The 25,301-nt window shown below is 69.9% G+C and carries 24 protein-coding genes; all 24 read right to left on the bottom strand.

The annotated features are described in order from the left end of the window. Window positions 1-17: 17 nt before the first annotated feature. The 24 genes from NE857_RS22295 to NE857_RS22180 all read right to left on the bottom strand — a co-directional run bounded on the left by NE857_RS22295 (window position 18) and on the right by NE857_RS22180 (window position 25,246). The gene (locus NE857_RS22295) at window positions 18-914 is read right to left on the bottom strand and encodes a hypothetical protein (RefSeq protein ID WP_254417525.1); all 897 of its coding nucleotides are present in this window, start codon (window positions 912-914) and stop codon (window positions 18-20) included. 122 nt (window positions 915-1,036) lie between these two features. Next, the gene (locus NE857_RS22290) at window positions 1,037-1,459 is read right to left on the bottom strand and encodes a hypothetical protein (protein WP_254417524.1); all 423 of its coding nucleotides are present in this window, start codon (window positions 1,457-1,459) and stop codon (window positions 1,037-1,039) included. 5 nt (window positions 1,460-1,464) lie between these two features. After that, window positions 1,465-2,679 carry a hypothetical protein gene (locus tag NE857_RS22285; protein WP_254417523.1) on the bottom strand — a complete coding sequence of 405 codons (1,215 nt, stop codon included), beginning with the start codon at window positions 2,677-2,679 and terminating at the stop codon, window positions 1,465-1,467. Next, window positions 2,670-3,995: a hypothetical protein gene (locus NE857_RS22280; RefSeq protein ID WP_254417522.1), complete on the bottom strand. Its 1,326-nt coding sequence runs from the start codon at window positions 3,993-3,995 to the stop codon at window positions 2,670-2,672. Before NE857_RS22280 ends, NE857_RS22285 begins: the two co-directional genes overlap by 10 nt. 139 nt (window positions 3,996-4,134) lie before the next feature. Beyond that, window positions 4,135-4,530 carry a hypothetical protein gene (locus tag NE857_RS22275; protein ID WP_254417521.1) on the bottom strand — a complete coding sequence of 132 codons (396 nt, stop codon included), beginning with the start codon at window positions 4,528-4,530 and terminating at the stop codon, window positions 4,135-4,137. 8 nt (window positions 4,531-4,538) lie between these two features. Continuing rightward, window positions 4,539-5,645 carry a Scr1 family TA system antitoxin-like transcriptional regulator gene (locus NE857_RS22270; protein ID WP_254417520.1) on the bottom strand — a complete coding sequence of 369 codons (1,107 nt, stop codon included), beginning with the start codon at window positions 5,643-5,645 and terminating at the stop codon, window positions 4,539-4,541. Continuing rightward, window positions 5,642-6,415, bottom strand: a complete 774-nt coding sequence (locus tag NE857_RS22265; protein ID WP_254417519.1) for an SAM-dependent methyltransferase — start codon at window positions 6,413-6,415, stop codon at window positions 5,642-5,644. The genes NE857_RS22270 and NE857_RS22265 overlap by 4 nt, the downstream gene beginning before the upstream one ends. A 178-nt stretch (window positions 6,416-6,593) precedes the next feature. Then, the gene (locus NE857_RS22260) at window positions 6,594-6,875 is read right to left on the bottom strand and encodes a hypothetical protein (protein ID WP_254417518.1); all 282 of its coding nucleotides are present in this window, start codon (window positions 6,873-6,875) and stop codon (window positions 6,594-6,596) included. Between the two features lie 329 nt (window positions 6,876-7,204). Next, entirely contained in the window at window positions 7,205-7,519 is a 315-nt protein-coding gene (locus NE857_RS22255) for a WhiB family transcriptional regulator (protein ID WP_254417517.1), read from the bottom strand. A 34-nt stretch (window positions 7,520-7,553) separates the two neighbouring features. After that, on the bottom strand, window positions 7,554-8,273 hold the full coding sequence (locus NE857_RS22250; RefSeq protein WP_254417516.1) for an HAD family hydrolase: 720 nt from the start codon (window positions 8,271-8,273) through the stop codon (window positions 7,554-7,556). A gap of 206 nt (window positions 8,274-8,479) precedes the next feature. Next, the gene (locus NE857_RS22245) at window positions 8,480-9,013 is read right to left on the bottom strand and encodes a Scr1 family TA system antitoxin-like transcriptional regulator (RefSeq protein ID WP_254417515.1); all 534 of its coding nucleotides are present in this window, start codon (window positions 9,011-9,013) and stop codon (window positions 8,480-8,482) included. A 131-nt stretch (window positions 9,014-9,144) separates the two neighbouring features. Next, window positions 9,145-11,616 carry an acyltransferase domain-containing protein gene (locus tag NE857_RS22240; protein WP_254417514.1) on the bottom strand — a complete coding sequence of 824 codons (2,472 nt, stop codon included), beginning with the start codon at window positions 11,614-11,616 and terminating at the stop codon, window positions 9,145-9,147. Window positions 11,617-11,634: 18 nt separating this feature from the next. Next, window positions 11,635-14,535 (bottom strand): beta-ketoacyl synthase N-terminal-like domain-containing protein, encoded by a 2,901-nt coding sequence (locus NE857_RS22235; RefSeq protein WP_254417513.1) that lies wholly within the window; start codon window positions 14,533-14,535, stop codon window positions 11,635-11,637. Further along, the gene (locus tag NE857_RS22230; protein WP_254417512.1) at window positions 14,532-15,218 is read right to left on the bottom strand and encodes a class I SAM-dependent methyltransferase; all 687 of its coding nucleotides are present in this window, start codon (window positions 15,216-15,218) and stop codon (window positions 14,532-14,534) included. The genes NE857_RS22235 and NE857_RS22230 overlap by 4 nt, the downstream gene beginning before the upstream one ends. Window positions 15,219-15,272: 54 nt before the next feature. Then, window positions 15,273-16,544 carry a hypothetical protein gene (locus NE857_RS22225; RefSeq protein WP_254417511.1) on the bottom strand — a complete coding sequence of 424 codons (1,272 nt, stop codon included), beginning with the start codon at window positions 16,542-16,544 and terminating at the stop codon, window positions 15,273-15,275. Continuing rightward, window positions 16,541-17,380 (bottom strand): DUF742 domain-containing protein, encoded by an 840-nt coding sequence (locus NE857_RS22220; RefSeq protein WP_254417510.1) that lies wholly within the window; start codon window positions 17,378-17,380, stop codon window positions 16,541-16,543. The genes NE857_RS22225 and NE857_RS22220 overlap by 4 nt, the downstream gene beginning before the upstream one ends. Beyond that, the gene (locus NE857_RS22215) at window positions 17,377-17,817 is read right to left on the bottom strand and encodes a roadblock/LC7 domain-containing protein (RefSeq protein ID WP_254417509.1); all 441 of its coding nucleotides are present in this window, start codon (window positions 17,815-17,817) and stop codon (window positions 17,377-17,379) included. Before NE857_RS22215 ends, NE857_RS22220 begins: the two co-directional genes overlap by 4 nt. A gap of 130 nt (window positions 17,818-17,947) precedes the next feature. Next, entirely contained in the window at window positions 17,948-18,670 is a 723-nt protein-coding gene (locus NE857_RS22210) for an HAD family hydrolase (protein ID WP_254417508.1), read from the bottom strand. Beyond that, window positions 18,667-19,998: an NsdA family TPR-like regulatory protein gene (locus NE857_RS22205; protein ID WP_254417507.1), complete on the bottom strand. Its 1,332-nt coding sequence runs from the start codon at window positions 19,996-19,998 to the stop codon at window positions 18,667-18,669. Before NE857_RS22205 ends, NE857_RS22210 begins: the two co-directional genes overlap by 4 nt. A 79-nt stretch (window positions 19,999-20,077) precedes the next feature. Next, window positions 20,078-21,064, bottom strand: coding sequence for a hypothetical protein (locus NE857_RS22200; protein WP_254417506.1), 987 nt, complete (start codon window positions 21,062-21,064; stop codon window positions 20,078-20,080). Window positions 21,065-21,464: 400 nt separating this feature from the next. Next, window positions 21,465-22,672, bottom strand: a protein-coding gene (locus NE857_RS22195) for an IS3 family transposase (RefSeq protein WP_254417505.1) whose coding sequence is annotated in 2 segments (ribosomal slippage) — window positions 21,465-22,369 and window positions 22,369-22,672 — 1,209 coding nt in all. Because the reading frame shifts where the segments join, the coding sequence is not laid out codon by codon here. Between the two features lie 80 nt (window positions 22,673-22,752). Then, the gene (locus NE857_RS22190) at window positions 22,753-24,084 is read right to left on the bottom strand and encodes a serine hydrolase domain-containing protein (protein ID WP_254417504.1); all 1,332 of its coding nucleotides are present in this window, start codon (window positions 24,082-24,084) and stop codon (window positions 22,753-22,755) included. Further along, window positions 24,081-24,983 carry an aKG-HExxH-type peptide beta-hydroxylase gene (locus NE857_RS22185; RefSeq protein WP_254417503.1) on the bottom strand — a complete coding sequence of 301 codons (903 nt, stop codon included), beginning with the start codon at window positions 24,981-24,983 and terminating at the stop codon, window positions 24,081-24,083. Before NE857_RS22185 ends, NE857_RS22190 begins: the two co-directional genes overlap by 4 nt. 92 nt (window positions 24,984-25,075) lie before the next feature. Further along, window positions 25,076-25,246, bottom strand: a complete 171-nt coding sequence (locus tag NE857_RS22180; RefSeq protein ID WP_184365161.1) for a hypothetical protein — start codon at window positions 25,244-25,246, stop codon at window positions 25,076-25,078. Window positions 25,247-25,301 lie beyond the last annotated feature (55 nt).

The raw sequence follows: 25,301 nt of genomic DNA, 5'->3' as shown, positions 1-25,301 counted from the left end.
GCGCCCCCTGGGATGGGCTAGATGTGGCGACGGGTGGTCAACGCGGGGTCGATCAGTTCGGGGGCCAGCTCCCACACCAGGGCCCGGTGGTCGCTGGGGATGTCCACGTGGCGCAGGTTGCTCACCGCGGGCGCTACCGACTGGGTGACCAGCACCCGGTCGACGGCGAACCCGCCGTTGTGGCCGGTGGGCGCCAAGAGCCGGGCCTGCTCTCCGGGGTCATCGGTCTGCTCGGTCAGCAGATGGGCCACGTTGTGCCACCGGCAGCGCTCGAACAGCTCGGCCACGTCCCGATTCACCGTTTCCGCGCCAGCCCGTCCCTTGAACCGGTAGGCGAGGTTGGCCGCGGGCAGGGACTCCGGCGCGGGTTCGGGAGGGGCGCCGGGGTGGAACAGGTCGGGCTGGTTGACGTCACCGAACACCAGGGAAGCCTCGGCGCGTACCGTGCCGGGGGGTTGGCGCCGGTCGGCTACGCGCCGCGCCCTGTCGTTGACCAGGCTGGCCTGGTGCAGGGCCCGTGGGGCGCTCTGGTGGGACAGGTGGACGACGATCACCGACAGGAAGCAGGGCCCTCCGACGTCGAACAGTGCTGTGCCGCCGAACCCCGCGTTGGCCTCAAAGACGGGCTCCCACTCGACCAGCCCCATCACCTGGGGGTCATACAGCAGCCCGGTGGAGCGGTCGGGGGCAAAGGAATCCGGGACCGCGCTCAGGCCGATCCGCTCGGTGACCTCGTTCAGGAGGCGGTGGTCGTGTTTGGCCCACTCGTTGGCTTCCTGCACCCCGAGCAGGTGCGGGGACTGGGCGGTGATGGCCTCACACAGCGCCGGGATCCGGTTCTGGCGGGTGCCTTCGGGCGTCAAGACTGCGGAGCGCCAGACGTTGGCGGACATACAGCGAAAGATGGTGTCCATGGTGCGGCTTCCTGTGGTGGTGGGTTGCTGGCCCTGACCGGGCCGGGCTTGACCGGTCGGTGTTCGACCGGCCGCTGAGCGGGAGAAGGGCGCGTCTGCGCGGGTGGTTGACGAAGGGGAGCTCACCTCCAGCCCTTGCTTGTTTCGCGGGAACGCCGGATCGACAGCAAGCTCACGAGCCCGGAGACCACGACGATGACTGTGGCCGCCAGGGGATGCTCCACCCAGAAGCAGATCCACAGCGATGCGATCAGGAGCGCCCAGATCCACGAGACGGGTCCTGGACGGTAGGGGCCGCGTGCTTGGGCTCGGCGCACACTCTCGTCTACCGCGAGAACGCACACCTGCCAGGGCACCAGAGCGGTGGTGGCGCCCCAGGCCACTAGGAATGCCACCCAGCTCAGCCCTGGATGGGCGCCCCAGCCGAGCAGGAGATCCAGCGCGTAGAGGTAGACCCCCAGCTGCACCATCCAGTACGGGAGCTCGCAGGTGAGCGCGAGGGGGAATCGGCCCCTGCTCTGCCAGAGCTGGGCGGAGGTGGACATCGGCCTCACCCGCCCAGTTCGTCGAGCTGGGCTTGGAGGGCGTCCGCACGTGGGTCGCCCGCGCTGCGCAGCACGGTGTAGGCGCGCACCAGATGGGTGCGCTCATGTTCGGGGGTCGCCGCGTGCAGGTGGGCACGGACCAGGTCCACATCAGCGACCGCGACCGGGTCCAGAACGGGCAGCAGGTCGGCCCGTTGCAGCAGGTGCGCGGCTCTGATCGGATCCTCGCGCTGCAAGTGGGCGGCGGCCATGCCGGTCAGGGCCTGCAGGCGAAGCCCCGGTGCGGTGGCGGGAGCCTCCACGACCTGCTCCAGGCAGTCCAACGCCTCGCTGGGGCGGCACTGGCCCAGTTCGGCCTGGCCCAACCCCGCCCAGGCCCGCAACTCCAGATCCGGGTCCTGTTCGCTCTGGGCCAGCTCCAGCGCGTCGAGGAATTTCAACCTTGCCCGCCCGCACCGGTCAGAGGACACCTCCAGGTGCGCGTACTCGATCAGGGTGTGGGCGTAGCCCGCCATGCGCCCGGTGCGGTCCCACAGCTCCAGGGCGTGCGCGTAGTCCCTGGCCGCGCCCTGACCATCTCCCATGTCGCGGGCCAGAGTGGCCTGGCTGGTGACGGTCAGGGCCTGGCCGACGGTGTCGGCTGCGGTGCGTGCGGCGGCCCGCGCCCAGCCCACGGTCTCCTGCCAGAGGGTGAAGGATCTGCGCAGCCGCAGGTAGGGCTGCATCGCCTCGTGCAACTGCCAGCACAGGCTGGGGTGGCCGACCTCGGAGGCCAGGCGCACCGCCAGGCGCAGCGCGCCGAGCTCAGCGTCCAACCACGTAAGCGCCCCGATGGGGGTGAAGACGCGGGTCGGGGGCAGGGGGGTGGTGCGCCAGTGGTGTGGGTCCAGGACAGCAGAGGCGGCTGAGGCGGTGTGCAGGTACCACCTCAACAGGCGGTGCAGGGCCGGGGCCGTCTCTGCTGGGGCCGGGTGGGCCTCACGGCTCACCTCCAGCGCATGGGCCCGGGCTCGGGGGTGTTGGCGGTAGCGCCCCTCAGCATGGGTGAGCAGCCGCTGGGCAACCAGCTCATCAAGCAGCGGTTGGGTCTGGGCGAGGGGCAGATCCATCAGAGCGGCGGCGGCCTCAACAGCGAAGGATTCACCCGGGACCAGCACGAGGAGCTGGTGCAAGGTGCGGGCCTTGGGGGTCAGCGCGGCGTAGGCGCGGGTCAGGGCCACAGGTGCCCCCCTGGGATGGGGCCGAGTTCATCGCGGGCAGCCATCATCTGCCTGGCGTAGGCGGGAGCTACGGAGGCCGAATAGGCCCTGGCCTGCTCGAAATGGTCCCGAACCCGGGCCGACTCGCCCAGTTTGTGGGCCACCCACGCCAGGGACTCGTGAACGTGGGCGCACACCAGCGGAGCGACCGGGGGCGAGAGCGCATCCAGGGCGGCCTGCCCGTGCTCGCGGGCGGCCTTGTACTGCTCCAGGTCCATGCCCACCTCGCACAACGCCCGGTGCACACGTGCCACCCATACCTGTTCACCGGCCTGAGCCAGAGGGGGTAGGGCTGAGCGCAACAGCGACGCTGCGTCCTGGAACCGCTCGTCGGTATGCAGAGCTCTCGCCTGGTGGTAGCTGACCAGGGCCGTATCGCGTGGGTGGTCGTAGGTGGCGTTGACGCTCTTGGCCAGATCGGTATAGCGGGCCGCGGAGAGCACATCGTCGGCCTGGTCGTGGGCCTGGGCCAGCAGCAGGTACAGGTGAACCAGACCCCGCTCGTGGTAGGGACGCCCGCGCCGGGGTGCGGCGCTGGCCCACAAAGCCAGCGCGTACTGGGCGCAGGCCAGCGCCTGCTCGGCGTCGTCGCAGCGCAGGTGGTGAGCGGCCATCGCCTGATGCATCACCGCCTGGGCACCCTCATCACCTGAGCCCTCGGCGGAGGCCGCACCAAACTCCAGGATCCTGCGCAGCGCGGCGGGCCGATGCGCGACGCCCTCACTGGAGCTGATCGCATCAGCGATGAGAATGACCTGCTGGTGGTGGCAGGTGTGGTGGGCCAGCTCAGCCACTGCCACCAGGTTGTTTAGCTCATCGTCCAGCCATGCCTGGGCCTCTTCCAGGGTGGCGACCCGGGCCCTGGTGTGGCGGATCTGTTCGACCGCGGGCGGGTGCCATCGCCACCGGCCCGGATCCAGGACCAGATCTGCGGCGATGGCCTGATCGGTGTAATAGGCCACCACCCGACTGCGGGCACGGCGGCACCCGGGCAACAGCACCGTGGTGGCGGTGCGCTCCAGGGCCGCCCGCACCTCGATGGCCATGGTGTGGTGCCCGGCCTCGTGAGGGCGGAGTACGTCCAGGTGCACCAGGCGGTCCAGCCGGTCCTGCGCTTCTCCCAGCGGCAGGTCCCACAGGGCTGCGGCCAACCCAGGTGTCCAATGCGGGCCGGGGTGGGCGGTGAGCAAGGCGGCCGCGTCGCGGTCCTGGGCGACCAGGGTCCGGACCAGGCGGGCCGCCTGCTCAGAGCTGGGAGCGGGTGGTGGATGAGTCATAGTGGTTGGGTTCCTCGGTACGCAGATCACCAGGTCACTAGGTCAAAGCCCTGGCCCTGCCGGATAGGCGGCTGGTGGTGGTGATGAACTTGGTGGTCGGTGTGGTGGGGGTCGCCGGCCTCGGCGGCGAGGCGGTGGCTCACGCGCTTCTGCGCTCATCGCGCGGTGTGCTCGTCAGGAACCGACCGGACTCGGTGGCTACGCCCGGTTCCCTCTGCGCCTGGGCGCTGGTGGTGTAGCGCGTGTGGGTCTGGTCGCGCTGGGTTTGCCAGGCGGGCAGGTCGTGGCACAGCGCCCCGGTGGGGGTGGTGACCTCGGCCCGCACGCGCCCGCTGGCGTAGTGCAGGTGCAGGTGGAACTCGCTGGCCTCGCAGGCGGTCAGCAGCGTGGCCAGGGTGCGCACCCGCGCGGAGACGATCAGGGCCTGCGACGCGTGCACACCCCACCTGGTCACAGTGGTGTGAGTGGTGGCGGCCAGGTCCGCGGGCGAGTCGTCCATGGGGCCGTAGGTGCGGTGCTCAAAGGAGTGGGACATGAGTCTTTTCAGGTCGTGAAGGTTGAAGTGGAAACGGTGCCCGCACCAGACAGTTGAGTGCGGGCGTTCTCGATCAGGGCCACGGTGGCCTCAGGCCCTTGCGCCCGCTCCCACAGGTTCGCCATGGTGTTCTGGAAGAAGCTCAGCGGGTGGGCGGACGGGGGCGGCTCGCCCAGGTAGACCTTGCCGAAGGGGGGAAAGCACAGCGCGGTCTCGTCGAGTGGGGGGATCGAGCACAGCTCGAACGGGCTCTCGGGGATGCAGTGGCCGCTGTCCCACGTGAGCACCCGTATGCGGCCACGCTCAGCCAGCGTGCGTAGAACGGTGAGTTGTTCGTCCATCACCTGGGCTCCGCCCACACGGCGGCGGATGACGGCCTCGTCCAGTACGTAGCGCTGGTCGATACCGCGCCTGCGTACCCGGCGCTGGGCGGCCATGAGTACCGCCACCGCCATCTCCGCTGGTTCCTCGGTGCCCCGAGCGGCTTCGATGGTGTGGGCGTAGGCGGCGGTTTGCACTAGCTCGGGTACCAGCCGGTCAGACCAGCCGTGCACGCGCCGCGCGTCAGCGCGCAGCCCCAGCTCGGTTTGTCTGCTTCCGAACACACGCAGGTCCTGCCGGGTCCACCAGGCTGGGGCGCGGCTGTCCTTCCAGAGCTGCAGGAGTTCGTCGCACACCTGGGGTGGTGCCTCGTAGCAGGTGCACAGCGTGCGCAGGAGGTGTTTGGTCGGCGACTCCTGCGGATTCTCGGCGCGCATCACTGTGGCGGGGGAGACACCAACCAGGTCAGCGGCCTCGGTCTGATTCAGGCCCGCGTGGTTACGCAGCTCCGCCAGGCGTTGGGAGAGCCTGTGGCGCAGCACCGTGGGGGAAGGCCCGAGCACGGGGGGTGCGATCGGCGTGGCCGGGGTGCGCTTTCGGTAGCCACGTGGGCGCATGCGGGTATCGGCCCGGTGCAGTTGCTTGGACACCCACCCGTTGGAGCGGCCAGTCGCGGCGGCAAGCCGGGTGACAGTGACACTGGTGTGCGTCTCGTAGACGGCACGCAACTCCTTCGGGGTGCTGTGCTTGTGCAACCTGGCCAGGGCCCGGGTCAGGCTCGGATCCTCGCTCACGGCTTGCCTCCGGTCCGTGCCAGAGTGCCCAGAAGGTCGGTGCCCGGGGTCGGGCAGGAGGGCAGCGGCCAGGCCGCCACCGGGGTCGGGCCTTGGTAAGGGGCCAACCCGGCCTGGTCCAGCAACGCCAGAAGTTCCTCGGCCGAACGCGCGCGTACGCGGTGGCCGGTGGCGCGTGTGAGTGCTGCGGGTGCGGGCCCCAGACCGGACAGGTGCGAGAGTGCGATGAACCCCGCGGTGAAGTGATTGTCGACCAGGCCGAGCACGTGGACGACCTGGGCGTCGTCCATGCATGCGAGCACCTCGCCGAGCAGCACCAGGGTGGGGCGGTGGGGGGCAATACCGCAGGTGGCCAACTGGTGGCGCAGATGCTCGGGGTCGGTGATGTCGGCCATCACCGCCCCATCTGTGCTCCGGGCCAGGTTCTGGCGGGCCCGGACCACGTCCGGGTCCACGTCCACGTAAGCGCAGCGGCGCACCCCGGCAGCGGCGGCGTATTCGTGGGTGTCCACCGCAGCGGGGCCGCTGGAGGGAGTGCGGCGGGGCATGCCGCACCCCAGGTCCACCACCTGCTCCATATCCCAGGGCCTGAGCTGGTGCAGGAGGCTCCCGGCCCAGTCCCGTCCGGCCTGGGCCAGCTCCCACATCCGCGGTGCCACCTGGTGCAGGCGGCGCGCATGTGCACGCGCTTCAGGGCTGGCGTTGGCGCCCAGCAGCGCTGATTGCAGGTCGGCGATGGTGCAGGTGGGCAGATCGGTGCTGGTGGTCATGGGATCACCCACCCGGTGCGGTAGGAGGGCAGACCCCACCGGGTGGCGGGGTCCCTCAGCCGCGCACCACACGAGGTGAGGGGGCCGCGCGGCAACCGGGCAAGGGGTTGGCCGGTCGCCGCGCGACGTTTGAGGTCCGGCCCGGTGGCGGGCACAGGAGCAGGTCGGAGTGCGGGGGTCATCGGCCACGCACCAGCCCCTCGCGTGAGCGGGCCCGGGCTGCGTCCAGGGCCTGGACGCTGGCACGCATCAGCTCGTCGGTGTCGGTGAAGGGGCCGAGTTCCTCGGTAGCGGTGAGACGGATCCACCAGTGGCCTTGGTGCTCATGGATGCCGATGCGGGTTGCGACCCTGCTCAGGTACAGGTGGCCGCCCTGGCGGTGCAGGGTCAGCCCGACGTTGCGGGCAGCGGTGGCCAGCGGGTCGGTGGGGGTGGTGGTGGGTCGGTTGAATCCGGGCATCACCGCTCACCCCCCGCCCGGGGCCCGTGGGCCTGACCGCAACAAGGCGACTGGTGGGGCGAACAGCTCGTGTTCGACGCGCGCCAGCTCCGCGCATAGCTCCTGCGGGTCTTCTTCGCCGATGGGTTCGACACGTTGAGGGCCCAGGAAGAACGCCACGTACTTGTGGCTGTAGGGAGCCCACAGGATCCACCAGTAGGGGTGGTCCGCATCCAGCTCTTCGGCCTGCCGGTACCGGTCGGGGTCCAGAGCGCGCTCACCCGGCCAACGACGTGGCGGGGGCGCGGGCTGGTAGGGCGGCGCGGCGACATGATGCTGGTTCCTCTCTTTCAGGCGGGGGCGGGCAAGGCATGCTGGGGCGGGGACGGTTCAGAGCGCTGGTAGTCCTCCCACGCCTGCGCAAGCAGGCCCGCCCAGTCGGTGACCTCGGGGCGGCGGCGCAGCAGGGCGCGGCGTTCGCGTTCGGTCATCCCGCCCCAGACCCCGAACTCGATCTGCCCGTCCAGGGCTTCGGCCAGGCACCGGGCACGTACCGGGCAGGGGCGGCAGATGAGCTTGGCCCGGTTTTGGGCCCTGCCCTGCACGAAGAGGGCGTCGGGGGCGGCATCACGGCACTTGGCGCGTTCGTCGGTGAAGGGGTCCATGTCTAGGTCCAAAACAGAAGGGGGTGGGGTGGGCTTAGGGGCGGGCCAGGGGCACCAGCACGTCCGGTAGCTCCTGGAGTGAGGTCAGCACGGTGTGGGCTCCTGCCCGGGCGGCCCGCTCACGGCGGCCAGCGGCGGTGGTGGGCAGCACGGCTGCGGCGTGCATGCCATGGGCGCGGGGCCCGGCCACGTCCTCGATGGGATCGGAGCCCACCCACAACACCCGACCCGGCGGGCACTGGGCGCGGCGCAGCACGTGTTCGTAGAACTCGGGGTGTGGTGCGGCCACCCCGAGCTGGCTGGAGGTGACCAGGGGCACATCGCCCAGGCCGGCGTCGGCCAGCGCTTTGGCGCGCTGCTCTTGGGGGCGGCAGGTGTTGGTGGCCACCACCACCCCATAGCCCTGCCCCACGAGACGGGTCAGGACGTGGGCGGCCTGAGAGGTGACGGGTGCGTCCCCGGCCCGCTCGCACATGTGCACCGCCAACTCCGCAGCGGGAAGCGGTTGGTCGATGCCGTGGCGGGACAGCACCATCGTGATCAGGTCGGCCAGCGCGCTGGCGTGGGCCAGGCGCTGCCAGGTGATCAGGTGACGGTCGAAGTCGGCGCGCGCGGCCTGGGGCAGGATGACGTCGTGTTCGGCCAGCACCTGGCGCAGGTGGCCGCTGTGCGGGCGAAAGTCCTGCTCGGGTGCGCTGGTCAGGGCGTGGTGGTAGCCGAACACCAACGTGGTCACGGCCAGGGGTCGAACCATGGGGGGTACCTCCGAAAGTGGGGTGGCGGGCGGGGTGCCATCCGAGTTCAGGGGAGAGCGGGCAGCGCCTCGTTCAGACGTGGTCACGAGCCGGGGCGGCTGCGGGGCCGCATGCGGTTGAGGGTCTAGGGCCGGGGCTACACGAGTTGGCCAGCCTCGGTCCGGGGGAGTGACAAACCCCCGAGGGGGCGTCGGCGCTCCCCCGATCAGGAGAAGACCTCAGCGGCGTTGAGCGGGGCCGATTTCGACCACAGCCGGTCCCACTCCGCGTGCCAGAGCGCCCTGTGACCCGGGGCGGTGAAGTACAGGTCGGCGGCCTCGATCCACACCTGATCAGCACGCAGGGTGAACCCGCTGGGGTCGGTGATAACCGGACCTGCGGGCAGTACCCGAATCTCGATGTGCGGGAGCTGGTCCAGCTCCTGCAGGTGAGCGAGCTGGGCGCGCATCACCGGCGTGGGGTGGGCCAGCGTGACCGAGCCCAGCACGAACCGGTGGTACAGGTGGGGCAGGGCCCGCATCTGCTCCGCGCGCTGCATCCGCAGCCGGACTTGTTCCTGGCTGGCCTCACCCAGGTGCGGAAGTTGGGTGTGCACGGCGCGGGCGTAGTCCGGGTTTTGGAGCAGACCCGGTATGCCCAGGGGCATGTACTGCCAGGTTGCGTGCTCGGCCTCCTGGATCAGAAGGCCCTCCTGTCCCTGGCGGTAGATCAACTCGGCGGCGATTTCGGTGGTAGGCAAGAGTGGTCCCTTCAGTGGTGTGCTGGTAACGGTTGGGGTGCCCCCGCCCCGGGTTCGGGGTGGAGCGAGGGCACCCCTTGGGGCACCGTCCGGGATCAGGGGAGAACGGTCAGCGCCCCGTCCAGGGGTGGTCAGTGGTGTGCGGGCTGCGACGGCGTGGTGGCCTTGGTGTCCTCCAGGCGGGTGGCCAGTTGTTTGGCCCACACCGTCAGCGGTTGGTGCGGGTCCAAGTCGTTACTGGTCACCGCCCGCCAGGCGGGGATCTGGCGCAGTTCACAGATGAGCCGCACCAGGTCGTACTCGCTCAGCTCCAGCTGGGCCCAGGAGTGTGCGGCGGCCGGGGGCCCGTCCAGGTCCGCCAGACGCTCCACCAGGCGCAGCAGGTCGTCCTGCACGTGTTCGGGGGCCGGCGCCGAACAGACGGAGGTCGTCTCCTGTCGCGCGGGGGCGGGTGGGAGGACCAGATGGGCGTTGGCTCGGCTGTGCGCCGGTCGAGGGCGGGGGGTGTGGCCGCGGGTGTAGAGCTCGCCCAGGGCGTGCGCGTACTGGGCGGGGTCAGCGCTTAGCGAGACGACGTCGTTGCGGGCATCGACGGAGTCCAGCAGGGGCCGGGCCAGGGTGGTGCGGGCGGCCACCTCCACCAGCACGCTGGTTTGGGTGCGGTCGGTGGCCAGGCGCAGGGCGGCGCCCAGGTACGCGGGAGCACCGAGCTGGTTGGCCCAGTAGTCGGCATCGAGGTAGCGGGCGCTGGAGGGGCGCACGGTGGCGCTCATCAGGTACGCGCGGGTGGCTAGGCGGGGCCGTAGCCCGCGCAGGGCGTGACGTACCTGGGAGCCGAGTTCGAGAGCGGGTGGGGTGTGCACGGTATCCCCCCGCACCAGGCGGGCACTGATCTTGCGCTCACGCAGGGTGTGGAGCAGCTGGAGCAGCTCGTCGGTGGGTCCGGCCATGCACCACAGCCGATTGTGCAGGTGCAGTGCCACGTGCACCTGATCGCGGCGGGGGGCGAGCAGGGATTGGACCTGGGATCGTGACGCGTGGATGAGCAGGAGCTGAGTGGGGGGCAGCTGGGCTAGAGCGGTGCTGCGCGCGGCCACCACGCGGGCCCCTTCCTGGACCGACAGTGCTCCGGCCATCACCGCGGCGGCGGGTTCACCGGCGCCGCACCCCACTACCACCTCTGGTTCCAGACCCCATGCGCGCCAGGCCGCGGCCAGCGCCAGCTGGGTGACGTAGGTCGCCTGGTGGTGGTCCTGCACCGTGGTCAGTCGCTCGCCCGGGCCCCAGACCGGTTCGGTGGTGTACTCGGCCAGTGCCTGGCGGGTCTCCTCGACCGCCTCGGCGTACTCGCTCAGCCGCATGAGGGCGGCGCCGGCGTTGGGGTGCACACCCGCCACGCCGGTCGCGACGTAGACCAGCCGCGGTGGCACCTGCGGCACCACCCGGGGGCCGATGACGTGACTGTTGGGCTGTCCGTCCTCGATCGAGCGAAAGCCCTGCACGGTGGTGCCGAGGTTGTCGCTGACCACGGCTGCCCGCACCCGGTGGTGGTCGGCGTGTTCCAGGGCCGTGTCAGCCAAGGTGGTGACGCTGCCCGCGGCTGGGGTGGTTTCAGCGTGCAGGCGGGCCGCGCGGGTCAGGTCGGCGTGGGAGGAAGCAGAGAGGGGGTGCATACGGGGCAGGGCAACCGGATCGTGGTGGGCGGGCAAAGGAAGCCGGGGGGCGTTGGTGAGTACCGTCGCGGACCGCTGGTGGGGCGTGTGTTCAAAGGTTGCGGCCGTATAGGCCTCGAAGGGGTCGTAGGGGGGAAACATCGAGCTGTTCCCGGTGCCCTCGGCGGGGCGCCTTCGGTGGTGCAGAGCCAGCGCGGTGGCCGCCACGGAGGTCAGACCGCTCACGCCAGCCCGGTCGGCCAAGGGTTCGGGTAGGACGCGCGTCTGGTCAGTACCCGAGGGGGAGGATGTCGGGTCGGTGACGGTGGTGTTCCACCACCACACCCGCGCGAAGCCGGTCTGGGCGTGGCGTAGGGCCTGGCCCATCACCTGCGTGTGCGTCTGGTGGTGGGGCGGGGCGGTGGTGGTCCAGGTGCCGGTGATGTGGGCATAGGCCCGGTGACGCTCGGACAGCGGGGCGGCGGTGAGCACCAGTGCGATGGCTCGGGTCAGATCGTGGTGCTCGTCCAGGGCCAAGACGATGGCGTGGTCCACGGTTTTCACCCGCAGATCATGGTGAGCGGTGTGTAGCAGCGGCACCGCGGTGCTCTCACGAACCGTGCTCGCCGGGCCTTCCACCCCCAAGTAGGTGCACAGGGCCTCAGCCAGCTCGGGTTCGGCAGCAGAGTCGGGGTGGGTGCACAAGTACACCCCTGTGCGGGTGCCCTGCAGGGCGTGGGTGGGCAGGGAGGCATCAGCCAGGGCGTCCATGGCCAGCTGGCGGACCAGCGTGTGGGTGATGGGCCCTCTCTCCAACCCGATGTGGTCTTTCTGGGCCGGGTCCAGCAGCAGCTGCCACAGCTGGGGCGCGGTCATGGCGCCGGGCAGGCGCATGCTCATGCCGATGAGCGCCGCGTCGATCACGCTCTGCTGCTGGACCTGGGGTGACATGGTGGCTGTGCTTTCCGTTCAGGAGTGGGCCAGGTGGGCGGGTGCCCAGAACTGGGTGATGGCCTTCACGAGCGCCGACATCGTGGTGGCCTGGTGCACGACATGGGCGGGCAGACCGGCCAGGTCGGGCAGCTGGTGGATGAGCTGGATGTGCAGGTGGGCCAGGGCCAAGGACCCCAACCCCGCCTCGGCCAGCACCGCGTCCCCTTGCGGGAGGGCACTGCCCTGGGGCAGCAGACCCCGCACGAGAGCAGTGACCTGTTCGGTGATGACCGTGCGCGCCCGCTCGGGCTCCAGCGCACTCAGCTCGACCACCTGGTTTGCGTTCTGAGGGGCGGCGGAGCTGTGGTGGGTCCAGGCCCGCAACGGCAGGGGTGCGGCCGTGGGGGTTGAGGGTGTGGGCCAGCTGGGGTTCAACCCGAAGGTGTACAGCTGCCCCAGCGCCATCAGCAGGTTCTCGCGCGGGGCGGCGGGCCCGTCGGTGCACACCAAAGGCGGGTCGACTTCATAGCGGCGCTGGGCCTGGGCCAGGGTGGAGGCCAGGGCGCTGGCCAGCACCGAGCGGGCACCGACCTCCACCACCACGACGGGCCGCTCCTGCTCGGCCAGAGCCCGCACGGTCTTGTGCAGCAGTACCGGGGAGCGCAGCTGGCGCCCCCAGTAGGCGGCGTCCCACTCCGGGCCTTGGGCCCGGGCGGCCGTGGCGGTGGACCACAGCGCTGTGATTGCGGGGCTCGGCCGGATGGTCTTGACCAGGTCCGGCAACTGCTCGGCCTGGTCGGCCACCAGCGGGCCGTGGGCGGGCGGGGCGTCGCTGATGCGGCGCGTCCACACCCCGCTCTTGGCGAGCTGGTCGGCGAGGAGGTCCAGTTCGCCGATGGGTCCGGACAGGACGGTGGCGTTGGCTGCGTTGATCGAGGCCACCGCCACCGTGGGCAAGGAACGCACCAGCTCCTGGGCGCGTGCCGGGTCCAGGGAGGTGGCCAGCAGTTCACCCTTGGGGGCGGTCTGTTCCAGCAGGCGGCTGCGCTGGGCGACCACCAGGGCGGCCTCATGCAGGGTCAGTACTCCGGCGGTGTGGGCGGCGGCGAGCTCGCCCAGGGAGTGGCCCACCACCACGTCCGGGCGCACACCCCACGAGGCGAGCAGGGCGGTGGCGGCGACCTGCCACGCCCACTGGGCCGGTTGCACCCGCGCCAGTCCGTCCGCCTCACCCTGGTCGCTCTCGAGGAACGTCGCGAGGCGGGCCCGCTCCAGAGCCTGGGTGAAGACCGGCTCGGCCTCCAGACCGTGGTGGCCGGACAAGGTGGCGGGGTGGGCGCCGTGGCCGGGGTAGACGAACACCACCAGCGGCTTGTGGGCGGGGCGACGCGGCCCGGCCAACGACAGGTGGGTGCGGCCCTGGGCCGCCGCGTCCCAGGCCTGAGCGGCCTGCGGGGCGCTGTCAGCGAGCACCACCGCGCGCGCCCCGTGGTGGTGGTCGCGCCGGTGGGCGGCGGTAGCGGCCACCTGGCGTACCGAACCGGCCTGGCCCATGGCCGCCGACCACAGACCTGCGCTCTGGGCCAGGGCGGCGGTGCTGCTGGCCGAGAGCGGGATCAGGTGGGGGGCCTGGTCCTCATCGGAGTGTGCGCTGGGCGGGTTGGGGGCGGGTGGGGCCTGTTGGAGGATCAGGTGGGCGTTGGTGCCGCCGAACCCGAACGCCGACACCCCGGCGGTGGGGGTGTGCTCGCGCTGGGGCCAGGGGCGGGCGGTGGTGGGCACCTGCAACCCCATCCGCTGCAGCGCCGGTAGCGGGTGGGTGTGGTGGATGGTGGGCGGGATCACCCCGTGTTCCAGGGACAGGACGACTTTGATCAGCGCGATCAGGCCCGCCCCGCCTTCGAGGTGGCCCACGTTGGGTTTGACCCCGCCCACCAGCAGCGGCTCGCCTTCGGGGCGGGCCCGCCCCAGCACCCTGCCCAGGGCGCGGGACTCGGCGGCATCCCCGGCCGCGGTGCCGGTGGCGTGACCCTCGACGTAGTCCACCTGGTCCGGTGCCAGCCCGGCCTGGGCGTAGGTGCGGGTGAGCAGGTCGATCTGCCCGGCCACGTTGGGGGTGCCGATGGGGGCTCCGGCGCCGTCGCAGTTGGTCAGGCTGGCTGCCACCAGGGCGCGCGGACGTGTGCCGGTGGTGGGGCAGTCGGCGGTGCGCTGCAAGATCAGGGCCCCGCCGCCCTCGCCGCGCACGAACCCGCTGCCGCCCTGGTCGAAGGGGTGTACGTGCCCGTCGTTGGAGAGCACTCGCGAGGCGGCGAACATGCGGGTGTGGGTGTCCAACCTCAACGTGTTGGCTGAGGCGACCACGGCCAGGTCGACCTCACTGGTGAGCAGGGCCTGGTGGGCGCGGTGCGTGGCGACCAGGGACGCGGAGCAGGCGGTGTCCAGGGCCTCGGAGGGGCCTCTCCAGTCGATGTGGGGGTGGCGGGAGAGGCGGTTGGCGAGCATGGAGGGTAGGGCGCCGGCGGTGTCGACCATGGTGCCGCCCTGGCCGGGGCCTAGGCGCAGCAGGGCTTGGTCCAGGCAGGAGGAGCCCACCCACAGCCCCACCCGCTTGCCCCGCCAGTGGGCCAGGGCCATTCCGGCGTCCTGGAAGGCTTCGTCGACCAGCTCCAGCAGCATCTGTTGCTGGGGGTCCATCGCTGCGACCTCGGTGGGTGAGAAACCGAAGTGGGCGGCATCAAAGCCCTGCTCGGTCTCGGTGAGGATGGCCGCGGGCAAGATGTCGGCGCGCGGGTGGGCGTCGGTGTGGTCGGTGACCAGGTCCCGGCCAGTGATCAGCGCGTCCCAGAACGCTTGCGGTGAGCGGATGTGGCCGGGCAGGCGGCAAGCAAGGCCCACTACGGCGACTGCGGGTTCGCCGGTGTTGGGGGTGGTCATCGCTTCACCGCCACCCACGTGCCGGTGCAGCCCTGCACGTGGAAGTCCACGTCCGGGAAGGGGAAGCGCAGCTGGGCCCGCAGGTCGTCGGAGGTGTCGCCGGTGTTGGCGAAGACGTTCTTGCGGCCGTTGTACAGGTTCAGGAGCAGCCGGGCGAAGCGGTTGACGCGCACCCCGCTGCCGCCGGAGAGGACGGTGGCGCCGAAGAACACCCCGCCCTCCTTCAACACCCGGCGGGCTTCGGCGAAGAAGGCGGCCTTGTCGGCGATGGAGGCCCCGCGCAGGCAGTGCATGACCATCATGCAGTCGATACTGTCCAGGCTGGCCTCGTCCAGGTCCTTCCACCGGGCCAGCACGTCCTGCAGGTGGGCGTGGGGGGTGAGGGTGCGCCCGCCCACGACGCGGGCGGCCATGGTCAGGCAGGAGGCGTTGAGGTCCATCAGGTGCAGCACCTGCACCCGCGGCGGCAGGAAACGCAGGAAGCGGCCGTTGCCGGGGCCGATGGTCAGGTGCGCGGCTCCGGGCCAGGTGCGGTAGGCGCGGCGGATCCACCGGTTGGAGATGCCCCAGGCCAGCCGGTGGCAGATCCAGTGCACCCACAGGGTGTAGATGACCTGCATGACCAGGCGGTTGTAGACGCTGCGGTTGGCTTCGTTGGGGCGGGGCGGGGCGGTTTCAGGCATGGGGGTACCTCGCATCGGCGGCCGGGCCGCCATAGGGGGGTGGGGAGAAAGGGGTTAGGGGGTCAGGAGCCAGTCCAGGGTGGAGGGGTCGTCCCAGCCGACCACCATGCGGTCGGCCTGGTCTTGGTCGGTGAAGTTGTGGGCGAAGCGCTCGGTCATGTACGGCGGCAGCTTCCCGGACCAGAAGTCGGTGACCAGGTTGTTGAACACGCTCGTGTGCTGGCCGTGCTGGTCCCAGTAGTCCTGGTAGGCGCCCTCCAAGAACGCGGCATCAGCCAGCGGCTTGCCCTGTTCGAGGCGGGCCAGGATGTGCTCGGCGACCACGTGCGCGACCCGGGTGGAGGCGTTGGCGCCCTGCCCGGAGGTGGGGTCGACCGTGAGGACCACATCGCCGATCCCCAACACGGGCGTGCCGTTGAGCTGGGTGAGCGGGCGGCGCACCCGCGGGGTGATGGGTCGCAGCAGCCGGGACTGCTCCAGGCAGGGAGCCTGGGCGGCCCAGGCGGCCAGCTCGGGGGTGTGCTCGGCCAGGGTGCGGTGGGCGTGCGCCCAGCCCGCACTCAGGTTCTCCGCGCGCCGGGAGAACGTGACGCCTTCGGTGGTGGGGTCCATCGGCCCACCGGCGCGGGCGTAGACCTGCACGGCGGTGGCCGGAACCAGCTCCGGCGCGGGCGCTTCCTGGCCCGGCTGAGCCGGTTCCCAGTGGGCGGCCAGCACCGGGTAGGCGAAGATCTCCCCGTGCGGGGTGGTGGTCACCTGCACGTCGGGGCCGCTCGGGGCGCCCTCGAAGTGGGCCTGGACGATCACCCGGGTGGTGGGAGAGACGGACACCTGTGAAAACAACGAACCCAGTTGGGTGTCGCTGTCGCCGGTGGCCACGATCACCAGGTCATACATGCCGCTCTTCGCGAACCAGGCGAGGGTTTGCGCCTGCACGGTTTGCACGTGGATGAACGCCCCGCCCGGGTTGGTGTCCTGGCGTTCGACCTGCTGCAACCAGGCCGCGGTCTTGGCGCCGTGGTCGATCGCGGTCCCCACACGCCGCTGCTGGCCCACGAAGGACTGACGGGTCCCATCCCCTGGGGAGACCGCGAAGGAGATGTCACGAAAGACTGGTGAGAGGCCCGACCAAAAGTCCAGGTGAGCGTTCTGTTCCAGCTCGTACACGGTGGGAAAGCTCATCTGCGTCAGCCGGGGGGCGCGCAGGAGTTCCTCGGTGGTGTGGATGGTGTACAGGTCCACGTGCAGGTCGGCATCAGAGCGCACCAGGTGCGTGGCCAGTCCCAGACCGGCGTGCCCGGCCCCGGCGATCATGATGCGGCTCATCCCCACCCCTCCAGACGGGTCAGGTAATGGCACACATCGCGCAGCAGGCAGGTCAGTGAGTAGGGCTCGTGGGCGTCGAACATCACCACCGGCACACGCTCGGGCACCGACAGCGCCTGCCGTACCTGCGGGGCGTCCAGCTCGCTCTCGCTGTCCAGGTGCACCGCGACCACAACCGGGACCTCGGTTCGCTCATTGAGCCAGGCCGCGATGTCACAGCCCTGGTCCAGGTCGGTGTCGCGCACCAGCAGCACCAGGGCTTCGGCGTTGCGTGCCAAGTCCGGCCACAGGGACACCAGCGCAGGCAGGCCGCACACCCCGGTCATGGCCAGGTTGAGCGTGTGGGTGCTGCGCTGAAGGGCGTAGAGCACCTCGGCGCCCTGGCCCGTACTGGGGTGGATCTGCCCCACATGGCCCAGCAGCGCGCGCAGCTCCTGCTGCCCGGATGAGGGGGCAGCCACCAGGAGTTTGGCGGTCTCGGTCTGCAAAGGCCGCCCCTGCAAGGCCTGCAGGATCTGCTCCAGCGCGCCCGCGCCGCCCGAGGCCGCCACCGGTGAGCACGGCACGAGCCGGTGCTCGTCGATCAAATGGGTGATGGCCACCATGGTCAAGGCGACGGGGAAGCCCGCCTGGTCGGCGAGCTCGACCACCGAGGCAGGCCGTGGGGACTGCCAGGCCAGCGCCAGGATGCGGGACTGGGGGTCCTGGGCGTCCAGATCAGGGGCCAGGGAGTGGAAGGCCGGAGCGACCAGGGTGAACTCGCTGATCCGCAGCCTCGGGGCGCGGGCGGTGGCCCGGGGCCGTTGGGAGCGGGGGGTGAAGTGCGCCGTGCTCATGCGGCGGCCCCCTTGAGGTGGATCGCGGCGCCCACCGTGGTGGGGACCTCCTGGGGAAGACGGGGCCCCAGGGCGTCCACGAAGACTTGAGCGGCGAAGGCGACCTGCTTGGTGTCCGACTCAGAGCTCAGGAGCAGGCCGATACCGCACCCGGCGGTGGCCGGGAGGATGAGGACACGACCCGCCTGGTCCTTGTGCAGGATGTGGGAGCAGGCGCCGCGGTCGGCGACCCTGGCCCACCGGTCGGCCATGGACCACAGGCTGCCCAGCAGAGCAGCCCACTGTTCGGCGTGCTGCGTCGACAACCCCGACGAGTAGGCGTGCACGAGACTGTCGTGGGTGAAGACCACGACATGCTCGATACCGGGGGTGGCGGCGGCGAAGTCCGACACAAGGTCGGGCACCGCTGGAATCGGTGAAGGGGTGTGTTCGGCCATGCCCACCACTATGGGAGCGGGCCGGTGATCACTCCATTGCACACAGGAATATTCCTAGTATTCTTCCTATTCCTGGTGTTCGAATGCGTTCTGTGTTTTCGATAAACGTGGCCTGGACTGCGCCCTTTATCTACTCGCAGACGTGGCTCAGGGCAGTGATGGCCTCCTTGAGCGCCTCTACCTGGGTCAGGTCGGCGAGCACCCGGTCAGCGCCGGCCTGGTGTAGCTGCTGGGCTGGTGTGGTGCCCGAGGCCACGCCGATCACCTGTGCTCCGCCTTCCACTCCGGTGGTGACGTCTTCGAGCGAATCCCCGATGATCACCGTGTTCGTGCGGTCGAAGGTCGTGCCCAGCGCGGCCTGGGCGCGCTGTTGGGCGCGGGCCACCAGATGGGGGCGGTGGGGGTCGTCGCTGGAGTAGCCGCCCAGCGCGGTGTCGATGCAGGGGGCCAGTCCGAAGGCCTCCAGCTTGATCTGGGCGCTGCGTTGCAGGTTGCCGGTGACCACGCTGGGCACCCACCCGGGGTGGGCGTGCACGGCCTCCACGGCTTGTGCGGCCCCCGGGAGGAGGTGCCCGTGTTCGAGCATGTGCGATCGGTACTCATCGAGTCGGTCGGGAAGTTCCTGTAGGGCCTGCTTGACCAAGGCGTCCAGGTCCGCCTCGGGAGCCCCGTTGCGCTGCAGCAGCTCGCGCACGGCCAGGGGCACGGTGCGGCCGGTGCCTTTGGCCGGCAGGTGCTGGGCCGGATGGCCGAGAAGGTCGTGGGCGAGTTCGCGGTAGATGAGTCGGTCGGTGTTGCCGACGTAGAGCAGGGTGCGGTCGATGTCCCACAGCACCAGGACGGGTGAGCTCACGGGGCAGGCTCCAAAAGGGGGCGGGCACGGTCGAAGACCTCGGCCACATCGGTGAGGTCGCGGTGGGGGGATAGCTGTGCGAGCAGGTCCCGCACCTGCTTGGTGGTGCGGCCCGAGTTCAGGTCCGTGATCTGGTCCAAGACCCGGTGGGCGCGCACGCTGGCCTCTTCGGGCTCACCCATTCCGATCAGGGTCTTGGCTGCCCTGACCTGGGCGCTGGCCTGGTTGCGTCGGTGTGCGGGGCTGTACCCCAGCAGGGCCCGGTCGATCTGTGCCAGGGCCTGCTCGGGGTGTCCGGTTTCCAACAGCACGGTCCCGCTCTGGCAGGCCACCTCGCCTTCGTCGATCCAGTACAGCCACCGGGGATCATCCTCCCGGGGCCCCTGGGCGAAAGCGCGCTGGGCCTGTTCCACGGCGGTGCGGGCGCGCAGCTCATCGCCTGAGGCTGAGTGGCCGCGGGCTTGGCGGATCCACAGCAAACACTCCACTCGCGGGCTGGCCAGCCCTTGGACACGGTGCAGTGCGGTGGAGGCCATGAGCGCGGCCTCTTGGCCCTGGCCCTGGCTGTAGGCGTGCACGGCCAGGTAGGAGATGATGCCGGCGCCCAGCAGCGGGTCCTGGGCGGCATGGGCCAGCCGTAGCCCGGCCGTGAGCAGTTGTTGCGCGTCCGTATCGCCGGCGTCCACCGCCATCCATCCGGCCAGGCCGGTCAGGTCGGCGGTGATGCTCATCAGTTGACGCCGCTGAGCGGGGGTGACTGCGGCCTCGTCCAGGAGGCGGCGCAAGAACTCCAGTTGGGGGCGCACACTCGCGCGCAGCGCGGCGCTGGCCCCGCCTTGGGCATCAGCCATGCGGATGGCATCGACCAGCTCGGCCATCTGCTCGCACAGCGCATCGGAGACGGGGGGATCGGCCACCGATCCGGTAGAGGGGGTATCGGCCAGGGCCCACCCCATCACCAGGGCCGAGCCCGCGGTGGCCATGGCCGAGCGTCGTGTGGGTTGGTGTGCGAGTGCGGTGTCCAGACAGGCCAAGGCGCCAGGCTCCCCCCAGGTGGGATTTTCTCCCGTCAAGGGTTCCCTGGGGGCGGGCGCTGACACCTGGGAGGGGAGCGGCTCTTCCTGAAACCGGGCCAGAGCATGTTCGAGGGTGCGACGGTCCTGCACCCGCAGCGCACCGGAGTTGATCTTGGAGATGGTGCCCTGGCGCAACCCGCCCAACACCGCACCGACCTGGGTTTGCCGCAGCTCGGTGTGGGTCAACAGGAACCGCACGATGGGGGTCAGATCCCGTGCCCGCACCCAGGTACGGAACTGAGGATCGGCCACGATCCAGGCGGGAACACACCGGCACATTCTCCAGGCCAGATCACAGTTACCGCAGACCACGCTTGTCCCTTCCCACCTTCTACTGACGGGCCCGTTCCAAAGCCTCGCGGTACTCCACTGTCCAGTCCGCTGCACGCTGGTCCGCGGGCAGGCCCGCCAGACCTGAAGAGATCAGATCGACCGCGACATCGGCCTCCCCCAACCCGTGATGGGCCAACCCCAGGTTCAGCCGGTGAAACTGCTCGTTGAGCCAGTAGGCCGTGGGCGGGGGCGGCAAGGTAGCGGCATGCTCGGCCAAAGTCGCGGCCTCATCCAGCAAACGGCGGGCGTCCTCCCGTTGCCCCAGCAGGGCCTGGCCGTGGGCGGCCTGAATCGCGTCCCCCACACGCTGGGCCGGGTGCGCCCCGGGCGTGTGATAGGCGCGCAAGAACCCGGACAAGAAGGCGGGCATATCCCCGCGGCGCCGGTCGGTGTAGGCCACGAAGTTGTGCGCCTGGGCCAGCAACGTCCCTTCGTTCAGCTCCTGGGCCAGGACCGCAGCGCGCTCGAGCACCTGCACTGCCTGGTGGAGCCGCCCGGTGGAGGCCAGCAGCCACCCCTCGAACTGGATCCATTCAGCGGCCACCACCCGCAGAGCCTCGGCGTGCGGGCCGCGGGCACGGTCAGCGGCCACGTCCATGATCTGCGCATGTGAGCGGGCCGAGGGCAACACGATCTCAGCGCCCACGTGGTCGTCCAGCCGCCGCTGGGCGGCCAACATCGTGCCCAGGACCGTAACGGCGGCACCATCGACGCGTTCGGGTTGCTCCAGCAGGCGCTGCACCGGCCCAAGCCCAGGGCTGGGAGCGGTCTCGGTGCGTGGTCGGGGCGGCGGAGCACCCATACCGGTCAACGCCTGCTGGGCGCGATCAGCGCGGGTCAAGGGGGCGCCGGCGAGGATGCGGCTGATGGTGCTGGAGGCCAGCCCCGTCATGCGGGCCACACCCTCCTGGGACAGTCCGGCGAGCTGGTGGCAGGCCAGCCGGATCACGGCGGCCGCGTCCTGGTCTTGGACCGCGCGCAGCACTGGTTCGGACTGCCAGAAGCTCGGGGGGATACAGGCACACCCACCCCGTTGGGCACTGATGCGTGCACGCCCGCAGTGACCGCACAGCACGAGGGACACACCCACCTTCGATGTCAGGAATCCTCAGCATAGAACGCCATGTCGCTGCCACTATGCCCTGAATTCGTTACCCCCAGACCCCGATGATGGGTTTGTGCAGGTGAAGCTGCCCATGTCGAGTGAGGGGATTTCATGTTTGGTCGCTGGTAAGACGCTGAAATCCTCAAGGGTTTCGTGAGAAAACGGACTTGCCCCTCAGTTTGAATTGGCAGACCAGCATGCTCTGACCCTCAACCTCACACACCCAGCCGCAAGGGAATCGATCTACGGGCGTTCCCCCATGAGTGTGGACACCTGATGTTTAGGCAGCGAGCTCCAGGCTAGCTGTTCTCTGCTCGTAGATGAGCGGGCTGAGCTGCCCGTTTGCTGAGTGCCTGCGTCGGGTGTTGTACCGGTTGATCCAGGCGAACACCGCCAGACGGGCGTGCTTGACGCTCTCCCAGCGTTTGAGGCCCTTTCCCTCCAACGTCTCGCGTTTGAGGCTGGCGTTGAAGGACTCCGCGGCGGCGTTGTCGGCCGAGGAGCCCACAGCCCCCATCGACTGGACCACCCCGAGCTGTTCACACACCCGAGCGAAGGCCGCTGAGGTGTATTGGGCGCCGTGGTCGGAGTGGAAGATGGCCCCGGACAGGCAGCCGCGCTCGGCCTGGGCCGCGCGCAGGGCATCGACGATCAGGGACGTGCGCATGTGCTCGGCGATGGACCAGCCCACCAGACGGCGCGAGTACAGGTCGATGACCGTGGCCAGGTACAAGAACCGGCCCCCTTCCAGGGGCAGGTAGGTGATGTCACCGACGTAGCGGCTGTTGGGTGTGGTGGCGGTGAAGTCGCGTTCGAGAAGGTCCGGTACCGGCTGGTCGGAGGGGTCGGGCACGGTGGTGCGCACCTTCTTGCGTAGATGCAGCCCCTCGATCCCGGCCTCGCGCATCAGGCGTTCCACCCGTTTGTGGTTGACCTCATAGCCCATCTCCCGCAGCTCAGCGGTGATGCGCGGTTCCCCGTAGGCCGGGTCTTGTTTGTGGATGGCGCGGATGGCCTCGGTCAGTTCCGCGTCGCGACGGGCCCGCTCCGCGCGTGCTTCCCTGGCCTTTTTCCAGGCGTAGTACGAGGAGCGGGCCAGGCCCAGCACCTGGCACAGCCGCTTGACGCCGAAGGCGCTGGAGTGGTCCTGGATGAAACCGAAGCGGCTCACGGTCTCATCTCCTGTGCGAAATAGGCGGCTGCCTTGCGCAGGATCTCGCGCTCGGTGGTGAGCTCGGCGACCTGGGCGCGGAGCCGCTTGTTCTCTTCTTCCAGGTTTTCCCTGGGGGCTGGAGTACCGGTTCGGGCCCGGGTGGGTGCGGATGCCTGCGCGGAGCGTTGGTCGTCGTCTTTGCGGATCCAGCTGCGCAGGGTCTCGCGGTTGATACCGAGTTCGGTGGCGATCTGAGCGATCGTCGCGCCGGGGCGGGACCGGTACAGGGCGATGGCGTCGGCTTTGAACTCGGGTGGGTAGTGCTTCATGGCCATGGGGTGGACTCCTCCTCGTGTTACCAGTGTCGGAGATGTCCACTACTCGGGGGGAACGTCCCTACCCCATCGGAACGTAGTCATGGCAGTCGTTGATAGCGCAGGCCAGGGGCACGATCCAGGTCAAGGACAAAGCTGTCTGGCCCATCCCTGGCATCGTCCGGCAGAGTCACCGCGTAGCCGTTGGCGGTGAGCACCGAAGGCTTGGAGGCGGGGATGAGTCGGTCACAGGTACCCCGGCGCCACAGGTACAGCGCGCCTGCCTTACGTGTTAAGCGCACGGTGCCCGGCACTTCCGCGCACGCGTAGGTCCCCACGGGCGTGTGCGGTGCGTATGAGGCCTCGGTTGGCGGCTCTGTTTTGGGCTGTGGGGAGCGGTAGGCGAGGAGGGCATCGTTGAGGAGTTCATGGGCGTCGGTGTCGGGCGTGCGAGCGAACTCGCGCAGTGCCGTGGCAGCGAGGCGGTCAGCGGCGATGCCCGAGTGGTTGGACAGGCAGATCAGCCGCAGACCTGAGTCGAACAGGTGCACGGCAGCGGAGAATCCCTGCTCGTGTCCGTAGTGGAAGACCGCAGCTTGGTCGGAGCAGGTGTCGGCGTACAAGCCGGGACCGTAGGAGAACGGTGGGTGATCGCTGGGCCGGTAGCTGACACTGTCTTGGAAGGGAAGCGTGCGCCCAGATGCGGGTTGCCACTCTCGCCACAGGTGGGTGAGCCACTGGTCGAGATCGGCGGTGGTGCACCACAGGGAGCCAGGGCCGGGCAGGGTGACGGGGCGTTCGTGGTGGAGCCAGCCGCTGGGGGTGGGTTGATAGCTGGCGGCGGCGTTGGGGATGACTTCGCGCACGTCCGTCTTGAATCGGGCACCGGTCATGCCCAGGGGGGTGAAGACCTGGCGGGTAGCGAGGTCGTGGAGATCGGTGCCGTGCATCTTTTCGAGGGCTTTGGCCAGCAGCAGGTAGCCGGTGTTGCTGTAAAGGAAGTGGTCGGGGTCTGTGGCGCGGTGACGTTGGCGGTAGGCGAGTTCGAGTAGATCGTCGGCGGTGTAGTGGTCGAGGTCGCGAAGTCCCACGAGAGAAAGGAGTGATTCGGCGTCGCGGATGCCGCCGCGGTGCCCGATGAGGTCGCCCAGGGTCACATCGTCGATCTGTAGGCGGGGCAGGAGGTCCTGCACCGGCCGGTCCAGGCTGACCAACCCCTCGCGGGAGGCTCGCACACATAGGTAGGCGATGACCTGCTTGGCGACAGATCCGGTGTTGAAGACGCTGGCGTCCTCGATGGGAGCGCCGAGTTCGAGGTTCGCTGCCCCGGTGTGTGCCTGGGTGGCTGGGGTGCCAGCGGCGTGGAGGCGCAGGATGACGCCGGGGGCATGCGATGGGTCGTCGAGGGCGAGCATGGCGCCGGTGGGGTTCACAGGCTGAGCGCCTCGTTGTGGATGGTGCGAAGGCGCTCGCGCAGTTCCGGATGGGTGATCAACTCCAGGGCGCGGGGGTGGTCACTGGTAGTGGCCGCGAGCAGGGGGCGCTGCTGGTCCAGGTAGGAGGTCAGGAACCTGTGCAGGGCTCCGCTGGTGTGGGGGAGGGCACGGGCGGTGTAGATCATGGTCAGGGGGAAAGCCCAGCAAGCGTGTACGAAACCGAACACGGGCCGCTGTTGGTCTTTCCAGGGGGAGTAGAACGTCACCTCATCGCTGAGCTTGCAGTTGGTGGCGACGAGGGCGTCGTTGAGCCAGTTGTGGCCGGCCTCGTGGACGAGGTCACGGGCGAGCACGGTCGGTTCGCCGACGTGGTCGCAGAAGACGGTGCCGGGCAGGCGGGTGATGGTCCAACTGTCGAGGGTTTGTCCCAGCTGCTTGTGGCGCAGCAGGCAGAGGGTGACGGCGTGGTTGGCCAGTAGATCGGCGAACCCGAACCGGGCGCCCGCAGCGTAGGCGTCGGCGGCCAGTTCGCGCAGGTCTGGTGGGGCTGGCTGGGTGGTGGGGCCCAGGACGTAGTAGGGGGTCTCGGAGATCGCCGAGCGAGGCAGGTCTTCCGGGTTGGGGGAGATCACCACACGTGGCCCCACGGGGGTGGGGATGGACAGCTGCGCCGCATTCGTGCCCGGATGGGTCCGGTACCAGTCCAGGGCGGTGGCGTCGTGGGAGCGTGCGGCGCTCTCGGCGCCTTCGAGGGCGTGGTGGGCCAGGCAGTAGTCGACTGCGGTGTGGTCCTGGGCGGTGGCGTCGGTCTGCAAGAGCGTGCGGATCTGCTGGGTGCGCCTCTGGTGCAGGGAGGGGATGGGTGTGAGGGAAAAGGTGGTCAAGGGCGTGCGCATGAGCGGCGGCCTCCAGGGGGTGGGCCTGGGGCCAGCGCGGTGAGAGCTGGCCCCAGGGGCATTCGCTACCGGGTTGAGATCCCAAAAAGGTGTTAGGCGGCGGTGCCGGGGGTGGGTTCGGGGGCGGAGTGGTCGGTGGTCGGCCAGCCCTCGGCGGAGACACTGGAGGTGTGGGCGGTCGTGCGGACGCTGGCGTCCTCACTCCGCAGGTCATCCACGGCCGTGAGGAAGTCCTCGAACTGGTTGGTCGGGTTGGGGCTCATGGGTGCTCGTCCTTTCAAAGCGGGTGATGGGATTCGTGGATCGGGCAGCGCGGGG

Source organism: Nocardiopsis exhalans, assembly GCF_024134545.1.
Lineage (GTDB): Bacteria > Actinomycetota > Actinomycetes > Streptosporangiales > Streptosporangiaceae > Nocardiopsis > Nocardiopsis exhalans.
This window is presented reverse-complemented; position numbering and strand designations above follow the sequence as displayed.